Origin of the sequence: Sulfitobacter noctilucae, assembly GCF_000622365.1 — a bacterium.
Classification (GTDB): domain Bacteria; phylum Pseudomonadota; class Alphaproteobacteria; order Rhodobacterales; family Rhodobacteraceae; genus Sulfitobacter; species Sulfitobacter noctilucae.
Map to the genome: position 1 here is coordinate 521312 of NZ_JASC01000014.1, position 17826 is coordinate 539137.

14 protein-coding genes are annotated in these 17826 nt (G+C 58.8%); 11 read left to right on the forward strand and 3 right to left on the reverse strand.

Going from position 1 to position 17826, the window contains the following annotated elements:
- Positions 1-6: 6 nt before the first annotated feature.
- Positions 7-1521: a malonate--CoA ligase gene (locus tag Z945_RS0112670; RefSeq protein WP_025052481.1), complete on the forward strand. Its 1515-nt coding sequence runs from the start codon at positions 7-9 to the stop codon at positions 1519-1521.
- A gap of 9 nt (positions 1522-1530) precedes the next feature.
- Here the strand turns inward: Z945_RS0112670 and Z945_RS0112675 are convergent, their stop codons facing one another.
- Entirely contained in the window at positions 1531-2289 is a 759-nt protein-coding gene (locus tag Z945_RS0112675) for a DeoR/GlpR family DNA-binding transcription regulator (RefSeq protein WP_025052482.1), read from the reverse strand.
- A 235-nt stretch (positions 2290-2524) separates the two neighbouring features.
- Between Z945_RS0112675 and glpD the strand changes: the two genes are divergently transcribed.
- From glpD to Z945_RS0112720, 9 genes are all read left to right on the forward strand, one after another.
- Positions 2525-4141, forward strand: a complete 1617-nt coding sequence (gene glpD / locus Z945_RS0112680; protein ID WP_052862660.1) for a glycerol-3-phosphate dehydrogenase — start codon at positions 2525-2527, stop codon at positions 4139-4141.
- Between the two features lie 22 nt (positions 4142-4163).
- On the forward strand, positions 4164-5252 hold the full coding sequence (locus Z945_RS0112685; protein WP_025052484.1) for an ABC transporter ATP-binding protein: 1089 nt from the start codon (positions 4164-4166) through the stop codon (positions 5250-5252).
- A 9-nt stretch (positions 5253-5261) separates the two neighbouring features.
- Complete coding sequence (locus Z945_RS0112690; RefSeq protein WP_025052485.1) at positions 5262-6347, forward strand: ABC transporter ATP-binding protein; 1086 nt, start codon at positions 5262-5264, stop codon at positions 6345-6347.
- On the forward strand, positions 6344-7216 hold the full coding sequence (locus Z945_RS0112695) for a carbohydrate ABC transporter permease (protein WP_025052486.1): 873 nt from the start codon (positions 6344-6346) through the stop codon (positions 7214-7216). Before Z945_RS0112690 ends, Z945_RS0112695 begins: the two co-directional genes overlap by 4 nt.
- Positions 7216-8052, forward strand: coding sequence for a carbohydrate ABC transporter permease (locus Z945_RS0112700; protein ID WP_025052487.1), 837 nt, complete (start codon positions 7216-7218; stop codon positions 8050-8052). Before Z945_RS0112695 ends, Z945_RS0112700 begins: the two co-directional genes overlap by 1 nt.
- 16 nt (positions 8053-8068) lie before the next feature.
- Positions 8069-8341, forward strand: a complete 273-nt coding sequence (locus Z945_RS0112705; protein ID WP_025052488.1) for a DUF2160 domain-containing protein — start codon at positions 8069-8071, stop codon at positions 8339-8341.
- Between the two features lie 69 nt (positions 8342-8410).
- On the forward strand, positions 8411-10132 hold the full coding sequence (locus Z945_RS0112710) for an ABC transporter substrate-binding protein (RefSeq protein ID WP_025052489.1): 1722 nt from the start codon (positions 8411-8413) through the stop codon (positions 10130-10132).
- 75 nt (positions 10133-10207) lie between these two features.
- Positions 10208-11707, forward strand: a complete 1500-nt coding sequence (gene glpK, locus Z945_RS0112715; RefSeq protein ID WP_025052490.1) for a glycerol kinase GlpK — start codon at positions 10208-10210, stop codon at positions 11705-11707.
- Positions 11708-11724: 17 nt separating this feature from the next.
- A complete protein-coding gene (locus Z945_RS0112720; RefSeq protein WP_025052491.1) occupies positions 11725-12861 on the forward strand; it encodes an iron-containing alcohol dehydrogenase in 1137 nt (378 codons plus the stop codon).
- A gap of 7 nt (positions 12862-12868) precedes the next feature.
- On the opposite strand, the gene Z945_RS0112725 is transcribed toward Z945_RS0112720, so the two are convergent.
- Both Z945_RS0112725 and Z945_RS0112730 read right to left on the reverse strand, forming a co-directional pair.
- On the reverse strand, positions 12869-13558 hold the full coding sequence (locus tag Z945_RS0112725; RefSeq protein ID WP_025052492.1) for a GntR family transcriptional regulator: 690 nt from the start codon (positions 13556-13558) through the stop codon (positions 12869-12871).
- Entirely contained in the window at positions 13555-16467 is a 2913-nt protein-coding gene (locus Z945_RS0112730; protein WP_025052493.1) for an FAD-binding and (Fe-S)-binding domain-containing protein, read from the reverse strand. Before Z945_RS0112730 ends, Z945_RS0112725 begins: the two co-directional genes overlap by 4 nt.
- Before the next feature lie 153 nt (positions 16468-16620).
- Between Z945_RS0112730 and Z945_RS0112735 the strand changes: the two genes are divergently transcribed.
- Complete coding sequence (locus tag Z945_RS0112735) at positions 16621-17778, forward strand: pyridoxal-phosphate-dependent aminotransferase family protein (RefSeq protein WP_025052494.1); 1158 nt, start codon at positions 16621-16623, stop codon at positions 17776-17778.
- Positions 17779-17826 lie beyond the last annotated feature (48 nt).

Genomic DNA, 17826 nt, shown 5'->3' on the forward strand with positions numbered 1-17826 from the left:
CACCCCATGGCAAATCCGCTTTATGACACATTGTTCGGTGCCCACGCCGGTGCGACGACCCCTTTTTTGCACCTGCCGGATGGCAGCGTCTGGACCCATCAGGACTTTCTTGAGACGACCGCACGCTTTGCCCACGCGATCACTGATCTTGGCCTAAAACCCGGTGACAGGGTCGCCGCCCAGATCGAAAAATCTCCGCAGGCGCTGGCTCTATATGCCGCTTGTGCGCAGGCGGGGCTTGTGTTTTTGCCGCTCAACACTGGCTACACCGTGGACGAGCTGACCTATTTCATCGACAACAGTGGGGCAGCACTGGTGGTCTGTGACCTTGCCAAGAAAGAGGGCCTGACACCTGTTGCAACAAACCTGAATGCACAGATTGAAACGCTGGGCGCGGACGGGCAGGGCAGCTTGCCTGACATGGCCGCAAAAGCATCTGGCAGCTTTGACACCGTGCCGCGCAGCGCAGACGATCTGGCGGCGTTTCTGTATACATCAGGCACCACCGGGCGCTCTAAAGGTGCGATGCTGACGCAAGCGAACCTGCTGTCCAACGCGGAAACACTGGTTGAGGAGTGGCGTTTCACCGAAGACGATGTGCTGCTGCACGCCCTGCCGATCTTCCACACCCACGGGTTGTTCGTGGCGACCAATACGGTGCTGGCCGCCGGGGGCAGCATGATCTTCCTGCCCAAGTTCGACGCCGATCAGGTCATCGATTGGCTACCGAAAGCGACCAGCATGATGGGGGTGCCGACCTTCTACACGCGTCTGCTGGATGATGCCCGCTTCACTCAAGATCTCGCCGCGCATATGCGGCTTTTTATCTCCGGTTCCGCCCCGTTGCTGGCTGAAACCCATGTGCAGTTCGAAGGGCGCACCGGCCACCGTATTCTGGAACGCTACGGGATGACGGAAACCAATATGAACACTTCCAACCCCTATGAGGGAGAGCGGCGTGCAGGTACCGTGGGGTTCCCGCTGCCGGGGGTTGAGCTGAAAATCACCGATCCGGCGGATGGCCATACGCTGGCGGATGGTGAGGTCGGCCAGATTGAGGTTCGCGGTGCCAACGTGTTCAAGGGCTATTGGCAGATGCCGGAAAAGACCGCAGCCGAGTTGCGCGAAGACGGGTTCTTCATCACGGGCGATCTGGGCAAGGTCGATGAGGATGGCTACGTCCACATTGTCGGGCGCAACAAGGATCTGATCATCTCTGGTGGCTATAACATCTATCCAAAAGAGATCGAACTGGTGCTGGACGAACAACCCGGCGTGCTGGAAAGCGCGGTGATCGGCGTGCCGCATCCCGACTTTGGTGAAACGGTTGTCGGTGTGCTGGTGCCCGCTGCCGGACAGACCCCAGACACCGACGCGATCATGGAGGCGGTGAAAGCGTCGCTGGCGCGGTTCAAACACCCCCGTAAATTGGTGGTACTGGATGCCTTGCCACGCAACACCATGGGCAAGGTGCAGAAGAATATTCTGCGTGATCAATATGGCGGGATGTTTGCGGAGTAGCGCTAGCCGTTAAACAGCGACGATCTGCGTACCCCAGGCCCCGCAGGCCTGGGTCAGCTTTGGCGGCAACGGACCATCGGTAAACAGCGTCCCAACATCTTGCAAACTGCAGATCGTCAGCGGGGCCTTGCGCTGGAATTTCAGATGATCCGCCGCGACCATCACCTTGCGCGAGCGTTGGATCGCGGTGCGACTGACGAGCACTTCCTGCCCGTCGAAATCCAGCAAATCTCCGTCTTCGTCGATCGCGGAACAGCCCAACACTGACACGTCGAATTTGAACTGTTTGACCATTTCCGCCGTCAGCCCGCCCACCATGCCACCATCCGAACGGCGCAACACGCCGCCCGTCAGGATGATCTCGCAGCTGTGATTGGCCGCCAGCGTATTGGCGATGTTGATGTTGTTGGTCACCACCAGAAGGTTCTCGTGATCCAGCAACTCGCGGGCCACGGCTTCTGTCGTCGTGCCGATGTTCATAAACACTGACGCACCGGGGGGGATCGCCTGCGCGCAGGCCTCCGCTATCGCTTTCTTGCCGTCTTCGTTCAAGCGTCGGCGCTCTTCGTAAACAATATTTACCACGCCTGATGGCACAACCGCGCCACCATGCACGCGGTCCAGCCGTCCGGTATCGGCCAGTTCAGACAAGTCGCGACGGATCGTTTGGACCGTCACGTCGAACGCCTCTGCCAACCCGTCCACGGTCACTTTGCCCTCTTTGCGGGCAAGTTCCAAAATCTCTTTCTGTCTGAAATTCGAGACCATTGTCTCTCCGTCTTCATTTGTCTGACCACAATCACCGCAGCGCGGCCCGCGTCAAGTCTCACGGGTGTTCGGTTTCGTGCTTCTTTGATCCAATAAGAATAGATTAATGTAGATTTCCCCGTATAGTAGTATGTGGATCAAAAGCGAACATAAACGAACATTCGCGCTTGATGAATGATAGGCTGTCGTGCTTAGTGTCGAAACGCTCGAGCGAGGAGGCTGGGGTGGATGATGAATGCGGGGGGCTTCATTGGATCAGCCAACAGATCACGACATCGTCGATCTCTTCGTCATTGGTGGCGGGATCAACGGCTGTGGCATCGCCCGTGATGCGGCGGGACGTGGCCTGAGCGTTGAACTGGCCGAGATGAACGATCTGGCATCCGCGACCTCATCTGCCTCCACTAAGCTTTTCCACGGCGGCCTGCGGTATCTTGAGTATTGGGAAGTCCGGCTGGTCCGCGAAGCGCTGATCGAGCGTGAAACGCTGTTAAAGGCCATGCCGCATATCTCGTGGCCCATGCGGTTTGTACTGCCCTACCACCCTGACATGCGGTTCGAAGGCGACACGCCTACGTCCAAGTTGCTGAACGTGGTGATGCCGTGGATGAAGGGCCGCCGCCCGGCCTGGCTGATCCGGTTGGGCCTTTTCATGTACGACAATCTGGGCGGGCGGCAGATTTTGAAGGGCACGACTGCGGTCTCCTTGCGCGGTACGGTCGAGGGTGCGCCGCTGCAGGAACGCTTTGAGAAAGCGTATGAATATTCGGATTGCTGGATCGAAGACAGCCGTCTGGTGGTGCTGAATGCCCGTGATGCGCAGGCCCGTGGTGCAAAGATCAACGTCCGCACGCGCGTTGCTGCCGCCGAACAGGTGGACGGGTTGTGGCGCGTCACACTCGAAGATCAAACGACTGGCCAGACGCGCAGTGTCACCGCACGGATGCTTGTGAATGCGGGCGGGCCTTGGGTCGAAAACGTCATTCGCAACACGGTGCGCATCAATTCCAGCGAGGGCGTGCGCTTGGTCCGCGGCAGCCATATCGTGACACGCAAGCTTTATGATCACGACAAATGCTACTTCTTTCAGGGCGAGGATGGGCGCATCATTTTCACCATCCCCTATGAGGGCGATTTTACCCTGATCGGGACCACGGATGCCGAACATACGGATGTGACAGAGACACCCGTCTGCACGCCCGAGGAACGTGACTACCTGCTGGATTTTGCTTCCAAGTACCTTAAGGTGCCGGTGACAGTGGATGATGTGGTCTGGACCTATTCAGGTGTACGTCCGCTTTATGACGATGGCGCAAGTTCGGCCACGGCAGCTACACGCGATTATGTGTTGAAGGTAGATCAGTCCGCCGGGGCACCGATGCTGAATGTCTTTGGCGGCAAGATCACGACCTACCGCAAGCTGGCGGAATCGGCGTTAGAAAAAATTGTGCCGTTCTTCGAGGGGGCGTTGACCCCGTGGACCGCTGGCGTGGCCCTTCCGGGTGGTGATTTTGCGGTGGACGGCGTGGCCGCGCTGCAGGCACGGCTCGAAAAGGCCTATCCGTTTCTGTCGCCCCATTGGGCCGCACGGCTGGTCAAAGCCTACGGCACCGAGAGTTTTGATGTTTTGGACGACGCTAAAAAAGCGGATGATTTGGGGCAGGATTTCGGGGCTACGCTGACCGAACGCGAAGTGCTCTGGCTGGTGGACCGGGAATTTGCGCGCAGCGCTCAGGACATTATTTGGCGGCGGTCCAAGCTGGGGCTGCGCCTGACATCCGAGCAGATCAAAACGCTTGATGATTGGCTGGCAGACGGGCCAGCAGCCATCGCAAAGAAAAGCGCGGTCTAGGGCCGTGACGGGGGAGAGAAATATGTCACTTGTGCTGGAGGGGGTCACCAAGGTCGTGAACGGCCAGACCCATATCCAACCAACCGATCTTGAGCTGTCCTCGGGCACGATGAACGTGCTGTTGGGCCCAACGCAGGCGGGCAAGACATCGCTGATGCGCATCATGGCGGGGCTGGATGTGCCCAACGAAGGTCGCGTGATCTGGGGCGGCAAAGATGTCACCGGAATGCGTGTGCAGGACCGGGGCGTAGCGATGGTCTATCAGCAGTTCATTAACTACCCCTCGATGACCGTTTACGAGAATATCGCCAGCCCGATGCGTCTGCTGGGCAAGTCCAAAGCCGAGATTGATACGGCGGTGCGCAAGGCTGCCGATCTGATGCAGTTGACGCCCATGCTGGACCGTAAACCCCTTGAGCTATCGGGCGGACAGCAACAGCGCTGCGCGCTGGCGCGGGCCTTGGTGAAAGATGCGGGGTTGGTGTTGCTGGACGAGCCTTTGGCGAACCTCGACTACAAGCTGCGCGAAGAATTGCGTGCTGAAATCCCTAAAATTTTCGAGGAGGCAGGCTCGATCTTTGTCTATGCGACCACGGAACCCGAAGAGGCGCTTTTGCTGGGCGGCAACACCGCGACCATGTGGGAAGGGCGGGTGACCCAATTCGGCCCGACGCCGACCGTCTACCGCCAGCCGGTCGATGCGACCACGGCGCGGGTATTCTCGGACCCGCCAATGAATTTTCTGACCATCACCAAGACAGGCAGCACGCTGGCCTTCGGGGAAGGGCAGACAGCACCGGCCATCGCGGCCTTTGACGGGCTGGAGGACGGTGTCTATCTCGCTGGCTTCCGCCCCAACCATCTGGAACTGTCGCAGCACACGGGCGACGCACTTGAATTCACCGGCCCACTGGGCGTGACCGAGATTACCGGGTCCGAGACCTTTGTACATCTCGACCATCACGGTGAAAGCTGGGTCGGTCTGGTACATGGCGTTAAAAACCTGACCATCGGAGAGACGCTGAAGGTCTATCTGGACCCGCGCCACATTTACATTTTCGACCAAAACGGCACATCCGTCGCGGCCGCATCCTATGCAAAGGCGGCCTGAGGGGGGGATATGGCAAAGATCACACTCGATAATCTGGCACATTCCTATCTGCCCAACCCCAAGGGCGAGGATGATTTTGCGCTTAAGGAACTGAACCACGATTGGGTCGATGGCGAAGCCTATGCGCTGCTCGGGGCATCGGGCTGTGGCAAATCCACCTTGCTCAACATCATCTCGGGCCTGCTGCATCCCAGCCAGGGTCGCATCCTCTTTGACGACAAGGACGTGACACACGCGCCCACGACCGAACGCAACATCGCCCAGGTTTTTCAGTTTCCGGTGGTCTACGACACGATGACCGTGCGCGATAATCTGGCCTTTCCGCTGCGCAATCGCGGGGCGGATGCGGCTTACGTCGCGCAGCGCGTGCAGCAGATTGCGGCGATGATCGGTATGGAAGACATGCTGAACCGCAAGGCGCGCGGGCTGGCGGCGGATGCCAAACAAAAGATCTCGCTGGGGCGGGGTATGGTGCGCGAAGACGTCAACGCGCTGCTTTTCGACGAGCCACTGACGGTGATCGACCCGCATATGAAGTGGGAATTGCGCACCCAGCTTAAATCTCTGCACCACGAATTCGGACACACGATGATCTATGTCACCCATGACCAGACCGAGGCGCTGACCTTTGCCGACAAGGTTGCGGTAATGTTTGATGGCCGCGTGGTGCAGATGGGCACGCCGCAGGAATTGTTCGAGCGGCCCGAGCATACCTTCGTGGGCTACTTCATCGGCTCGCCCGGCATGAATGTGCTGAACGCTGAAGTGACCGGTGACCGGGCTATGATTGCAGGTACGCAAGTTGCGCTTGGCCGTGATTTTGGTGCGCCCACGGGCAAGGTCGAATTGGGCGTGCGCCCTGAGTTCACCCGTCTGACCAGTGAGGACACAGGGTTGCCCGTGACGATCAAACGGATCGAGGATGTGGGCCGCCACAAGATCGTCCGCGCCGATTTTGAAGGAACCCCTCTCAACGTGATCGTCGAGGAGGGCCGCGAGATCTCGCCCGACATGACCCGCATCACCTTCGATCCGGCGGGCGTGAACATCTATGCCGACAGCTGGCGCGTCGCACCAAAAGGAGACGCCGCATGAACAAGACCGTTAATCAAAAGGCCTGGTTTCTGATCCTCCCCGTGCTGGTACTGGTGGCATTCTCCGCCGTGATCCCATTGATGACCGTGGTGAATTATTCGGTACAAGACACCTTCGGCAACAACCAGTTCTTCTGGGCAGGGCTTGAGTGGTTCGAGGAAATGCTGGATTCCGAGCGGATGTGGGATGCGCTGGGCCGCCAGCTTGCCTTCTCTGCCATCATTTTGGCCATCGAGATTCCGCTGGGGATATTTGTAGCGCTCAACATGCCGAAATCGGGCTTCTGGGCGTCGCTTTGTCTGGTGCTGATGTCACTTCCGCTGCTGATCCCGTGGAACGTGGTGGGCACCATCTGGCAGATTTTTGGCCGCGTGGATATCGGCCTGCTGGGCCACACGCTGGCGGCGATGGGGATCGACTATAACTATACCCAGAACATCTATGCCGCGTGGATCACCGTTATTGTGATGGATGTCTGGCACTGGACTTCGCTGGTGGCACTGCTTGCCTATGCCGGTTTGCAGTCTATCCCCGACGCCTATTACCAAGCCGCCAAAATTGATCAGGCCAGCCGTTGGAAAGTCTTCCGTTTCATCGAGTTGCCCAAGATCATGGGTGTGCTGATGATCGCCATTCTGCTGCGCTTCATGGACAGTTTTATGATCTATACCGAGCCGTTCGTTGTCACCGGCGGCGGTCCGGGCAATGCGACAACCTTCTTGTCGATTGATCTGGTTAAAATGGCGCTGGGGCAGTTTGACCTTGGCCCTGCGGCGGCGTTCTCGATCATGTATTATCTCGTGATCCTACTGATTTCATACGTCTTTTACACCGTGATGACGAACCTTGATAAGCGGGAGGGCTACTGATGGCCGACACCATTGCAACCCTGCGCCGCAGCCGTCGGATCAAGGGCAGTGCTGTTGTCATGGGGCTTTATCTGCTGTTCCTGCTGCTGCCGATCTATTGGCTGCTGATGATGAGCCTCAAGACCAACAGCGAGATCCTGAACAGCTTTACCCTATGGCCGCGCGACCTGACCTTTGACAACTACCGCACCATCCTGACCGATGCTTCGTGGTACACGGGATACCTGAATTCGATGGCCTATGTGGTGATGAACATGGTCATCTCCTTGGCTGTCGCACTGCCTGCGGCCTATGCTTTCAGCCGGTACTCGTTTCTAGGCGACAAGCATCTGTTTTTCTGGCTGTTGACCAACCGGATGGCCCCGCCTGCGGTTTTCGCGCTGCCGTTTTTCCAGCTGTATTCAAGCGTCGGATTGTTTGACACCCACATCGCTGTGGCGCTGGCGCACTGCCTGTTCAACGTGCCGCTGGCGGTCTGGATCCTCGAAGGTTTCATGCGCGGCGTGCCAAAGGAAATCGACGAGACGGCCTATATCGACGGCTATTCCTTCCCGCGCTTTTTCGTGCAGATTTTCACGCCGCTGGTGGCCTCCGGTATCGGTGTGACGGCGTTTTTTCTCTTCATGTTCTCATGGGTGGAACTGCTGCTCAGCCGCACACTGACCAGCGTTAATGCCAAGCCCATCGCCGCCACAATGACACGCACCGTAGGTGCAGCAGGCATCGACTGGGGCGTGCTGGCCGCCGCCGGTGTGCTGACAATCGTACCGGGTGCTTTGGTCATCTACTTCGTGCGCAACTACATCGCCAAGGGCTTTGCCCTGGGCCGCGTCTAACTGGGAGGGGACCACTATGGACTGGATGGCATGGACATGGCCGACCGCCGCTTTCTTCGGGATCATCGCGGCCACGCTGATCACCTTCACGGTGCTGGCGATCAAATACCCCGAGGTGCCCCGCCATGGGGTGCTCGGGATCGAAACGACGCGGGGTGATCGGTTGTTCATCACGCTGCTGGGCTCTGCCTTTATCAATCTGGCATGGCTTGGACTGCTCAGCGCGCCGCAATGGGGTGCGTTGGTCGTCTGTTTTTTCTACGCGCTGGCGGTGTTCCGCTGGGTTTAGAAAAGACCAACTGGGCACCGGGCAAGCAAGGCCCGTCGGCCTGAACGTTCTAATTAGGGAGGAACAAAAATGAACTTGCGACTTAGAGGGACAACGGCGATTGCGCTGGCGACATGTATGTTCGCCGGACCCGTCTTTGCCGATATGGAGGCTGCGAAAGCTTTCCTCGACAGTGAAATCGGCGATATGTCGACGCTGTCACGCGCCGACCAGGAAGCGGAGCTGCAATTCTTTATCGATGCGGCCAAGCCTTTCGAGGGGATGTCGATTAACGTGGTGTCCGAAACCATTGTGACCCATGAGTACGAGGCCAATGTACTGGCCCCGGCCTTTACCGCGATCACGGGTATCAATGTCACCCATGATCTGATCGGCGAAGGTGATGTGGTCGAGAAGCTGCAAACGCAGATGCAGTCGGGCGAAAACATCTATGACGCCTATATCAACGACTCCGATTTGATCGGGACGCACTGGCGCTATCAGCAGGCGCGCAACCTGACGGATTGGATGTCGGGCGAGGGCGCGGCAGTGACCAACCCCAACCTTGATTTGGAAGATTTCATCGGTCTGTCGTTCACCACAGGCCCAGATGGCAAAGTCTATCAGCTGCCCGACCAGCAGTTCGCGAACCTTTATTGGTTCCGCTACGACTGGTTCAACGACGAGCAGAACAAGGCGGATTTCAAAGAGAAATACGGCTATGATCTTGGCGTGCCGGTCAACTGGACAGCCTATGAGGACATCGCTGAATTCTTCACCGGACGCGACCTGAGTCGTATGGGCGTCGAAGGCGAAGTCTATGGCAACATGGACTACGGTAAAAAAGACCCATCATTGGGCTGGCGTTATACCGATGCGTGGCTTTCGATGGCTGGCGTGGGTGACGTAGGCGAGCCAAATGGCCTGCCTGTCGACGAATGGGGCATCCGGGTGAACGACAATTCACAGCCCGTTGGCTCCTGTGTGTCACGCGGTGGTGCAACCAATGGTCCGGCGGCTGTCTACGCGGTCACCAAGGCCATCGAATGGCTGCAAAAGTATTCGCCCCCCGCAGCGGCTGGCATGACGTTCTCTGAAGCCGGACCAATTCCGGCGCAAGGCAATGTCGCGCAGCAGATGTTCTGGTACACGGTCTTTACCGCCGCATCGGTAGAACCTGATCTGCCTGTGATGAACGAGGACGGCACGCCCAAATGGCGAATGGCCCCATCCCCGCATGGTGCTTATTGGACCGAAGGCACCAAGATCGGCTATCAGGATGCCGGTTCCTGGACACTGATGAAATCCACACCGGTGGACCGCGCACAGGCTGCATGGCTTTATGCGCAGTTCGTGACCTCCAAGACTGTGGACGTCAAGAAGAGCCACATCGGTCTGACCTTCATCCGCGAGAGCACGATCCAGCACGAAAGCTTTACCGAGCGTGCGCCCAAACTGGGCGGTCTGGTCGAATTCTACCGTTCGCCCGCGCGTGTTCAATGGTCCCCAACCGGGACAAACGTGCCGGATTATCCAAAGCTGGCGCAACTGTGGTGGCAGAACATCGGCGATGCGATGTCGGGTGCCAAGACCCCGCAAAAAGCACTTGATCAGCTCTGCGCCGATCAGGAGCGTGTGCTGGAGCGTCTCGAGCGCGCTGGCGTACAGGGTGATCTGGGTCCGGTCATGAACGAAGAGCGTGACGCGGAATACTGGCTCTCGCAGCCCGGAGCGCCCAAGGCGAAACTGGCGGACGAGAATGAAACGCCAGTCACGATTGCTTATGACGAGCTGATCAAATCCTGGCAGTAAATGCTTTGACCGGGGCCGGTTCGTCCGGCCCCGATCTTTTGTCCACGTCGCTTACTCAGTCATCGAGGGCCACCCATGACCCCACCCGTCTCTCATGTCCTTGCTATCGACCAAGGCACCACATCTTCCCGCGCCATTATCTTTGACGCCGAGATGAAACCTGTTGCCACCGCACAGGAAGAATTCCCTCAACATTTTCCCCAGTCCGGCTGGGTTGAACATGCCCCCACTGATCTATGGGACACGACCCTGCGCACCTGCCGCGAGGCCATGCGCCGCGCCGGGCTGACCGCAGACCAGATTGCCGCCATCGGCATCACCAACCAGCGCGAAACCGTGGTGGTTTGGGACCGCCAGACCGGCGAGCCGATCTACAACGCCATCGTCTGGCAGGACCGCCGCACCGCAGATACGTGCCGCACTCTGCGTGATGCCGGCCACGAGCCGATGATCACAGAGCGGACCGGGTTGCTGCTTGATCCCTACTTCTCGGCCACAAAACTCAAATGGATTCTGGATCATACTGATGGGGCCCGCACGAAAGCTCAGAAGGGCGATCTGCTGTGCGGAACAATCGACTGCTTCCTCATCTGGAAGCTGACGGGCGGGAAGGTGCATGCCACCGATGCCACAAATGCGGCCCGCACGATGCTCTATGACATCCGCAAAGGAAGGTGGAGCCAGACGATCTGTGATCTGCTTGATATTCCTGCCGCGATGTTGCCGCAAGTCCGCGATTGCGCCGATGATTTCGGCAACACTGATCCGGAGCTACTAGGCGGCCCGATCGCCATCCACGGTGTCGCAGGCGATCAGCAAGCCGCAACGGTAGGGCAGGCTTGTTTTGAGCCCGGGATGATGAAATCGACCTATGGCACCGGCTGCTTTGCGCTGCTGAACACCGGCACAACGCCGGTGGCCTCCCAAAACCGTTTGCTTACCACGATTGCCTATCAGTTGAACGGCACGCCGACCTATGCGCTTGAAGGGTCGATCTTTGTTGCCGGAGCGGTGGTGCAATGGCTGCGCGATGGGTTGCAGATCATCGGCAAGGCCGCGGAAACACAAGAGCTGGCCCGCGCGGCCGATCCCGAGCAAGAGGTCATTCTTGTGCCCGCCTTTGTTGGCCTGGGCGCGCCCTATTGGAACCCTGATTGTCGCGGCGCGGTCTTTGGCCTGACCCGCGCAAGTGGCCCTGCGGAGATGGCGAAAGCCGCGCTTGAAAGTGTAGGGTTGCAAACCCGTGATCTGCTAGAGGCCATGGCCGCAGATTGGCAAAGCGACGATGTCACACCGACCCTGCGGGTCGATGGCGGCATGGTTGAGAACGATTGGGCCATGCAGTTTCTGTCCGACATTATCGGTGCACCTGTCGACCGACCCGTATTGCACGAAACGACCGCACTGGGCGTGGCGTGGCTCGCAGGGATGCATGCGGGTGTCTACCCCGATCAGGCTGGTTTTGCCGCCGGATGGGCGCAAGAGAAACAGTTCACACCCGCGTTGGACGCGGATCTCAGAGCCGCGAAATACGCCCGTTGGCAAAAGGCCATCGCTGCAACGCTCAGCCTGTGATGGCGGGGGCCGAACAAATGTTTTCTTTCACGAGCCCGCAGGTGTTGCATTTCGGGCGCGGGCAGAGCCGCCAGACGGTCGGGCTTGCCGCGTCCTTTGGTGCGCAGGTTTTGCTGGTGCATGGGGCCACGCCCGCCCGCGCCGACTGGTTGATCAAGGAGTGCGCAACGGCGGGTTTGATGGTGAAGACCATCGGGTGCGCAACGGAGCCGGACCTGCCGCAGATCGAAGGGGCTTTGGCCGCACTCAAAGGTTTCAGCCCGAATGTTGTCGTCGCTTTGGGGGGCGGGTCGGTTCTCGACTTTGGCAAAGCGCTTTCTGCGTTAATCCCTTGCGATAGTGCGCCGATTGAATACCTTGAAGGGGTCGGTGGGAGTAGGGCGCTGGATCACGCGCCAATCCCGATGATTGCCTTGCCAACAACGGCAGGAACTGGTGCGGAAGTCACCAAGAACGCGGTGATCGCGGTGCCGGAACATGGCGTCAAAGTCAGCCTGCGCGACCCCCGCATGGTGCCCGCAATTGCCATCGTCGACCCCGATCTGATGCAAGGCGCACCCCGCCGGGTGGCTCTGGCCGCTGCAATTGATGCGATCACCCAAGTCATCGAGCCCTATCTATGCACCAAGGCCAATCCGATGACCGATGCGCTGTGCCGCGCGGCCATACCCGCAGGTCTCGATCACCTTAGGGCGTTGGTCGAACAGGATACGGCAGAGGCTTGGGACAAAATGGCGTGGGTCAGCACCTGTGGCGGGCTGGCCCTGGCCAACGCAGGATTGGGCGCGGTACACGGCTTTGCCGGGGTGATCGGCGGCAAGACCCAAGCACCGCATGGCGAGGTCTGCGGCGCATTGCTGCCGGCAGTCTTGCAGGCGCACGCACGCATGGCCGAACCAAACACCGAGGTCGCGCGTCGGCTCGCGTGGGTCCTCGCACAGATCGACAGCAATTTCGGAGGGGAAGGGCAGGGCGTCGAAGGGTTGCGCCGTTGGTCGCAGGAACAGGGACTGCGTGGATTATCGGCCATGGGCATGTCAGCTGGAGATCATGCAGCGGTGGCAGAGGCCAGTGCAGGAGCGTCCTCGATGAAAGCCAACCCGTTCAAGCTGAGCCAACCAGAGCTGATCGCCATTCTGGAAGCGGCGGCCTGAGCGGCAGCTATTCAGCCGCTTCTTGCTCCTGGGCCTGCAACCAACGCACCACCGACTGACGCTTGGCCTCCATATGCTCCAAAAGGGTCTGTGCCAGATTTTCGCCGTCCCGGGCCAACAGGTATTGAAGGATACGCTCGTGCTCCTGCACGGCGTCATACCACCGCCCTTCAGTCATATTCGCTAGATACCGAGCCCGCTGCATCCGCAATGATAGCGCCTGGCAGGACGCCGTCAGCGTATCGTTGCGCGCGGCCATCAGGATGGCACGGTGGATTTTCTGGTTGATGCTGAAATAGGCATCCAGATCGCGCCGTTCATAGCTGGCAATCATCTGGGCGTGCAGGTCGCTGACCTCGTCCAGTTCGGCGGGGGTGATGCTTTCACACGCCAGTTTGCCCGACAGGGCTTCAAGCGCGCCGAGCACGGGGAAGACTTCCTCCACCTCGCTGATCGTCACGATCGTGACCCAGGCACCGCGATTGGGTTCCAGCCGGATCAGCCCGTCAGAGGCCAGAACCTTGAGCGCCTCGCGCATCGGCGTGCGAGACACGCCAAACCGGTCGCAAAGTTCCTTTTCGGGGACTTTGCTGCCGGGCACCAATTCGCCGCCGATGATCAGGGGCTGCAGTCGGTCCACCAGTTCCAGATGCAGGGATTTGCGCTGGATCGGCGAAGGGCCTGTATCGCTCATCATTTGACTTTCTTACCCGGTGCCAGTGCCAGTTCAAGCAACCTTGCCACATGGATCGGCTTGCGACCAGTCGTGTCGGAAACCTGATGCCGACAAGATGTCCCATCGGCCACGATGAGCGTATCGGCATCGGCCTTCCGCACTGCCGGTGCCAGATCAAGCTCCGCCATTCTCAAAGAGGCTTCATGGGTGTCATTGCCATACCCGAATGCACCCGCCATGCCACAGCAACTTGTCTCGACCACCTCAATCTCCGTATTAGGCAGGCGCGCAAGGGTTTGTTCGATGCTCGACATCACACCCATCGCCTTTTGGTGACAATGGCCATGCAGCAGCACCTTTGGGGCAGGCGATTTGAGCGGCAGTTTGAACTCGGGGTTTTCCGCCTGATCGGCGATGTATTCTTCTAGCATGCGGGCGTGTTTTGCCAGCAGCGCAGTCTCCGCGCCGGGCAGAAGCGACGGGATTTCATCGCGCAGGGTCAGCAGGCAACTGGGTTCCAGCCCCACGATCGGAAATCCCTTTTGCGCATAGGGGAGCAACGCATCGACCAGCCGCTGCGCCTCGACCTTGGCCTCATCCACCAGTCCGGCGGACAGGAAGGTGCGCCCGCAACACAGGGGCCGTTCGCCTTTGGGGGCAGCGGCGATATGCACGGGGACCTCGGCAGCCTCCATCACCTTGAGCGTGGCACGCAGGTTCTCAGGCTCGAAATAGCGGTTGAAGCAATCGGCAAAGACCACAGCCTGAGGTGCACTTGTGACGGCGGCTTCGGTGTTTTTGAAGGGCTTCGCACTCCATACCGGTAGATCGCGCGTGGCAGTAAATCCGGTGAGCTTTTCGGTCAGCCTGGCCACGAAGGGCAGGCGATTGCGAAGATTGGCTAGAAACGCGAACCGCGATGCCAGCGGCGCGTAACGGGGCAGGTAGCCGACCAAGCGGTCATGCAGGCTGATCCCGTGTTTTGCGGCGCGCGCGGCCTGCACTTCGATCTTCATCTTGGCCATGTCCACGCCGGTTGGACATTCGCGCTTACAACCCTTGCATGACACGCAGAGCTTCATCGTTTCGGCCATCGCGTCAGAGGTCAGCGCGTTCGGCCCCAGTTGGCCGGTGATCGCCAGCCGCAGAGAATTGGCGCGGCCACGGGTCAGGTCCTTTTCCTTGCGGGTCACGCGGAAAGAGGGGCACATCACGCCGCCTTTGAGCTTGCGGCAAGCTCCGTTGTTGTTGCACATCTCGACAGCGCCTTGGAAACCGCCACCACTGCCGGTCCAGTCGGACCAGTCGAGCTTGGTGTCAAAGGCAGGTGCATTGTAGTCGGGACCGTAGCGAAAGAGTGTCCGGTCATCCATCTTGGGCGGATCCACGATCTTACCGGGGTTGAACAGACTTTTGGGATCGAACCGATGCTTCACCTCTTGGAAACTGGCAACCATGCGCGGGCCGAACATCTTTTCGTGAAACTCGGACCTGACAATCCCGTCGCCATGCTCGCCCGAATGCGATCCTTTGTAGCGCTTGACCAGATCAAAGCATTCTTCGGCAATCGCCCGCATGGTTTTGACGTCTTTATCCAGTTTCATGTTCAACACGGGTCGCACATGCAGACAGCCCACCGAGGCATGGGCGTACCATGTGCCTTTGGTGCCGTGTTTTTCAAAGATCGAGGTCAGACCATCGGTGTAGGCCGCCAGATCGGGCAGCTCAACGGCGCAATCCTCGACGAACGAGACAGGTTTGCCGTCGTCCTTCATCGACATCATGATGTTCAGGCCGGAACTGCGCAGATCGGCGATACGGGTCTGTAGGGCAGGGTCCGTCACATGGGTGACACCGCCCCATTTTTCACCGGTGCCTTTCCACGAAAAGCCCAGATCGCCCATCATCTCGTCCAGTTCTTTCAGCTTGGCGGCGTGGCGCCCGGGGTCTTCTTCGGCAAATTCAACCAGCAGCAGGGCGGCCGGATCACCCGTGACGAATTCCTCAATGGTCTGGCGGAACATCGGGATGTCGCGGGCTAGTGCGATCATCGTGGAATCCACCAGCTCGACCCCCTGGGGGTCCAGCTTTACCAGATGCTGTGCCGCATCCATCGCTGAGTGGAAGGTCGGGAAGTGGCACACGCCCACGACTTTTTGCGAGATGATCGGCCAGAGTTTCAGCTCAATCGCGGTGGAATAGGCAAGTGTGCCTTCGGAGCCGACCAGCAGATGCGCCAGATTGTTCGGCGTATCCTTGGGCACAAGCGCGTCGATGTTATAGCCACCCACGCGGCGCATCACCTTGGGGAAACGGGCGTCGATCTCTTCGGCTTCGCGCGCACCCAGCGCCAGCAAATCATCGCGTAGAGCGGCATAGGCGGGGGTCAGCGTATTGCCGACAGGGCCAAAGTGATGCTGGCTTCCGTCCGCAAGAATAGCATCAATCGACAGAACATTGTCGCGCATAGTGCCATAGCGCAGCGATTTGCCGCCGCAGGAATTATTGCCGGTCATACCGCCGATGGTGGCGCGGGAGGCGGTCGAGACATCCACCGGAAACCACACACCATAGGGTTTCAGCGCACGGTTCAATTCGTCCAAAACAATGCCGGGGCGCACCACGCAGCGCATGTTTTCGATGTCCAGCTCAAGGATGTCGTTGAAGTATTGCGTGTTATCCAGGACCAGCGCATCGTTCACCGTCTGGCCACATTGCGAAGTGCCCCCCCCCCGCGCCAGAATCGGCACCCCTTGCTGGCCTGCAACCTCGATCGCAGCACGAATGTCGTCTTCCGATTTCGGCGACAGCACACCTTGAGGCATCATCTGGTAGAGCGACGCATCGGTCGCATAGCGTCCACGTGAGAAGCTGTCGAACAGAAGGTCGCCGCTTACTCGGGTTTGCAAAATGTCGGCAAGCTGGGTCATGGGAGCACCGGAAGTTTGAGAACGGGAAATTTTATATTTGCGGTTGACTTAATTATGAATTCAAAATTACCGTGCAGCAACCGAAAAGCAATGAGATCCGGCGCTGCCGTCCGGATCATCGATTTAAAATACTAGGTCTGGGGCGGAGAAATCATGAGAAAAGCCGGTCGTCATTTTTTACAGATTCCGGGGCCAAGCGCCGTACCGGACCGAATCCTGAGCGCAATTGGTCAGCAGACCATTGATCATCGTGGACCGGACTTTGCCAAAGTCGGAATGCGTGCGCTTGATGGGATGAAGTCGATCTTCAACACCAAAGAGCAGGTCTTTATCTACCCGTCTTCCGGCACTGGTGCATGGGAAGCAGCGCTGGTGAACACCTTGTCACCCGGTGACCGCGTGTTGATGTTTGAAACGGGTCACTTCGCAACGCTATGGAAGAAACTGGCGGAAAAACTGGGCCTCAAGGCCGAGTTCATCGAAGGCGACTGGCGCGGCGGGGCGGATCCCGACCAGATCGAAGCCTATCTGGCCGAAGATAAAAACCACGAGATCAAAGCGGTCTGCGTTGTTCATAACGAGACATCGACCGGTTCCGTATCGCCCATCGCGGCTGTGCGTCAGGCGATTGATAACGCAAACCATCCCGCCTTGTTCATGGTCGACACCATTTCCGGCCTCGCATCGCTCGAGTACCAGCACGATGCGTGGGGCGTGGATGTCACCGTATCCGGCTCGCAAAAAGGCCTGATGCTGCCGCCCGGACTGTCGTTCAATGCGGCCAGCGCCAAGGCAATGGCAGCGAACAAGACCGCCACTTTGCAGCGGTCTTACTGGGACTGGGCCGAAATGGTCGGACCAAACAAGACCGGCTATTTCCCCTATACGCCCGCCACGAACCTTCTCTATGGTTTGAACGAAGCTGTGGACATGCTGCATGAAGAGGGGATGGAGAACGTCTTTGCCCGTCATGCCCGCCACGGTAAGGCGGCGCGTGCGGCGGTGCGGGCATGGGGCCTTGAAGTGCTTTGTGCAGCACAAGGTCAGGAAAGCGGCGTGCTGACGGCAGTTAAAATGCCGGAAGGTCACAGCGCTGATGCGTTCCGCGCCTCAACCCTTGAGCATTATGATATTTCACTGGGCAACGGGTTGTCCAAAGTCGCAGACAAAGTGTTCCGCATCGGACATCTGGGCGATTTCAACGACCTGATGCTGGTGGGCACTTTGGCCGGTGTGGAAATGGGCCTGAAAAAAGCAAACGTGCCGCACAACATAGGTGGGGTGCAGGCCGCGATGGAATTGCTATCATAAGACCAACGCCCCCGAAGTGGGGCGATTCAAAAAACCGAAAAACCAACA

Coding starts and splice junctions, on each gene's coding strand:
- Z945_RS0112670 (WP_025052481.1), top strand. CDS start 7: ATGGCAAATCCGCTTTATGACACATTGTTCGGTGCCCACGCCGGTGCG.
- Z945_RS0112675 (WP_025052482.1), bottom strand. CDS start 2,289: ATGGTCTCGAATTTCAGACAGAAAGAGATTTTGGAACTTGCCCGCAAA.
- glpD (WP_052862660.1), top strand. CDS start 2,525: ATGCGGGGGGCTTCATTGGATCAGCCAACAGATCACGACATCGTCGAT.
- Z945_RS0112685 (WP_025052484.1), top strand. CDS start 4,164: ATGTCACTTGTGCTGGAGGGGGTCACCAAGGTCGTGAACGGCCAGACC.
- Z945_RS0112690 (WP_025052485.1), top strand. CDS start 5,262: ATGGCAAAGATCACACTCGATAATCTGGCACATTCCTATCTGCCCAAC.
- Z945_RS0112695 (WP_025052486.1), top strand. CDS start 6,344: ATGAACAAGACCGTTAATCAAAAGGCCTGGTTTCTGATCCTCCCCGTG.
- Z945_RS0112700 (WP_025052487.1), top strand. CDS start 7,216: ATGGCCGACACCATTGCAACCCTGCGCCGCAGCCGTCGGATCAAGGGC.
- Z945_RS0112705 (WP_025052488.1), top strand. CDS start 8,069: ATGGACTGGATGGCATGGACATGGCCGACCGCCGCTTTCTTCGGGATC.
- Z945_RS0112710 (WP_025052489.1), top strand. CDS start 8,411: ATGAACTTGCGACTTAGAGGGACAACGGCGATTGCGCTGGCGACATGT.
- glpK (WP_025052490.1), top strand. CDS start 10,208: ATGACCCCACCCGTCTCTCATGTCCTTGCTATCGACCAAGGCACCACA.
- Z945_RS0112720 (WP_025052491.1), top strand. CDS start 11,725: ATGTTTTCTTTCACGAGCCCGCAGGTGTTGCATTTCGGGCGCGGGCAG.
- Z945_RS0112725 (WP_025052492.1), bottom strand. CDS start 13,558: ATGATGAGCGATACAGGCCCTTCGCCGATCCAGCGCAAATCCCTGCAT.
- Z945_RS0112730 (WP_025052493.1), bottom strand. CDS start 16,467: ATGACCCAGCTTGCCGACATTTTGCAAACCCGAGTAAGCGGCGACCTT.
- Z945_RS0112735 (WP_025052494.1), top strand. CDS start 16,621: ATGAGAAAAGCCGGTCGTCATTTTTTACAGATTCCGGGGCCAAGCGCC.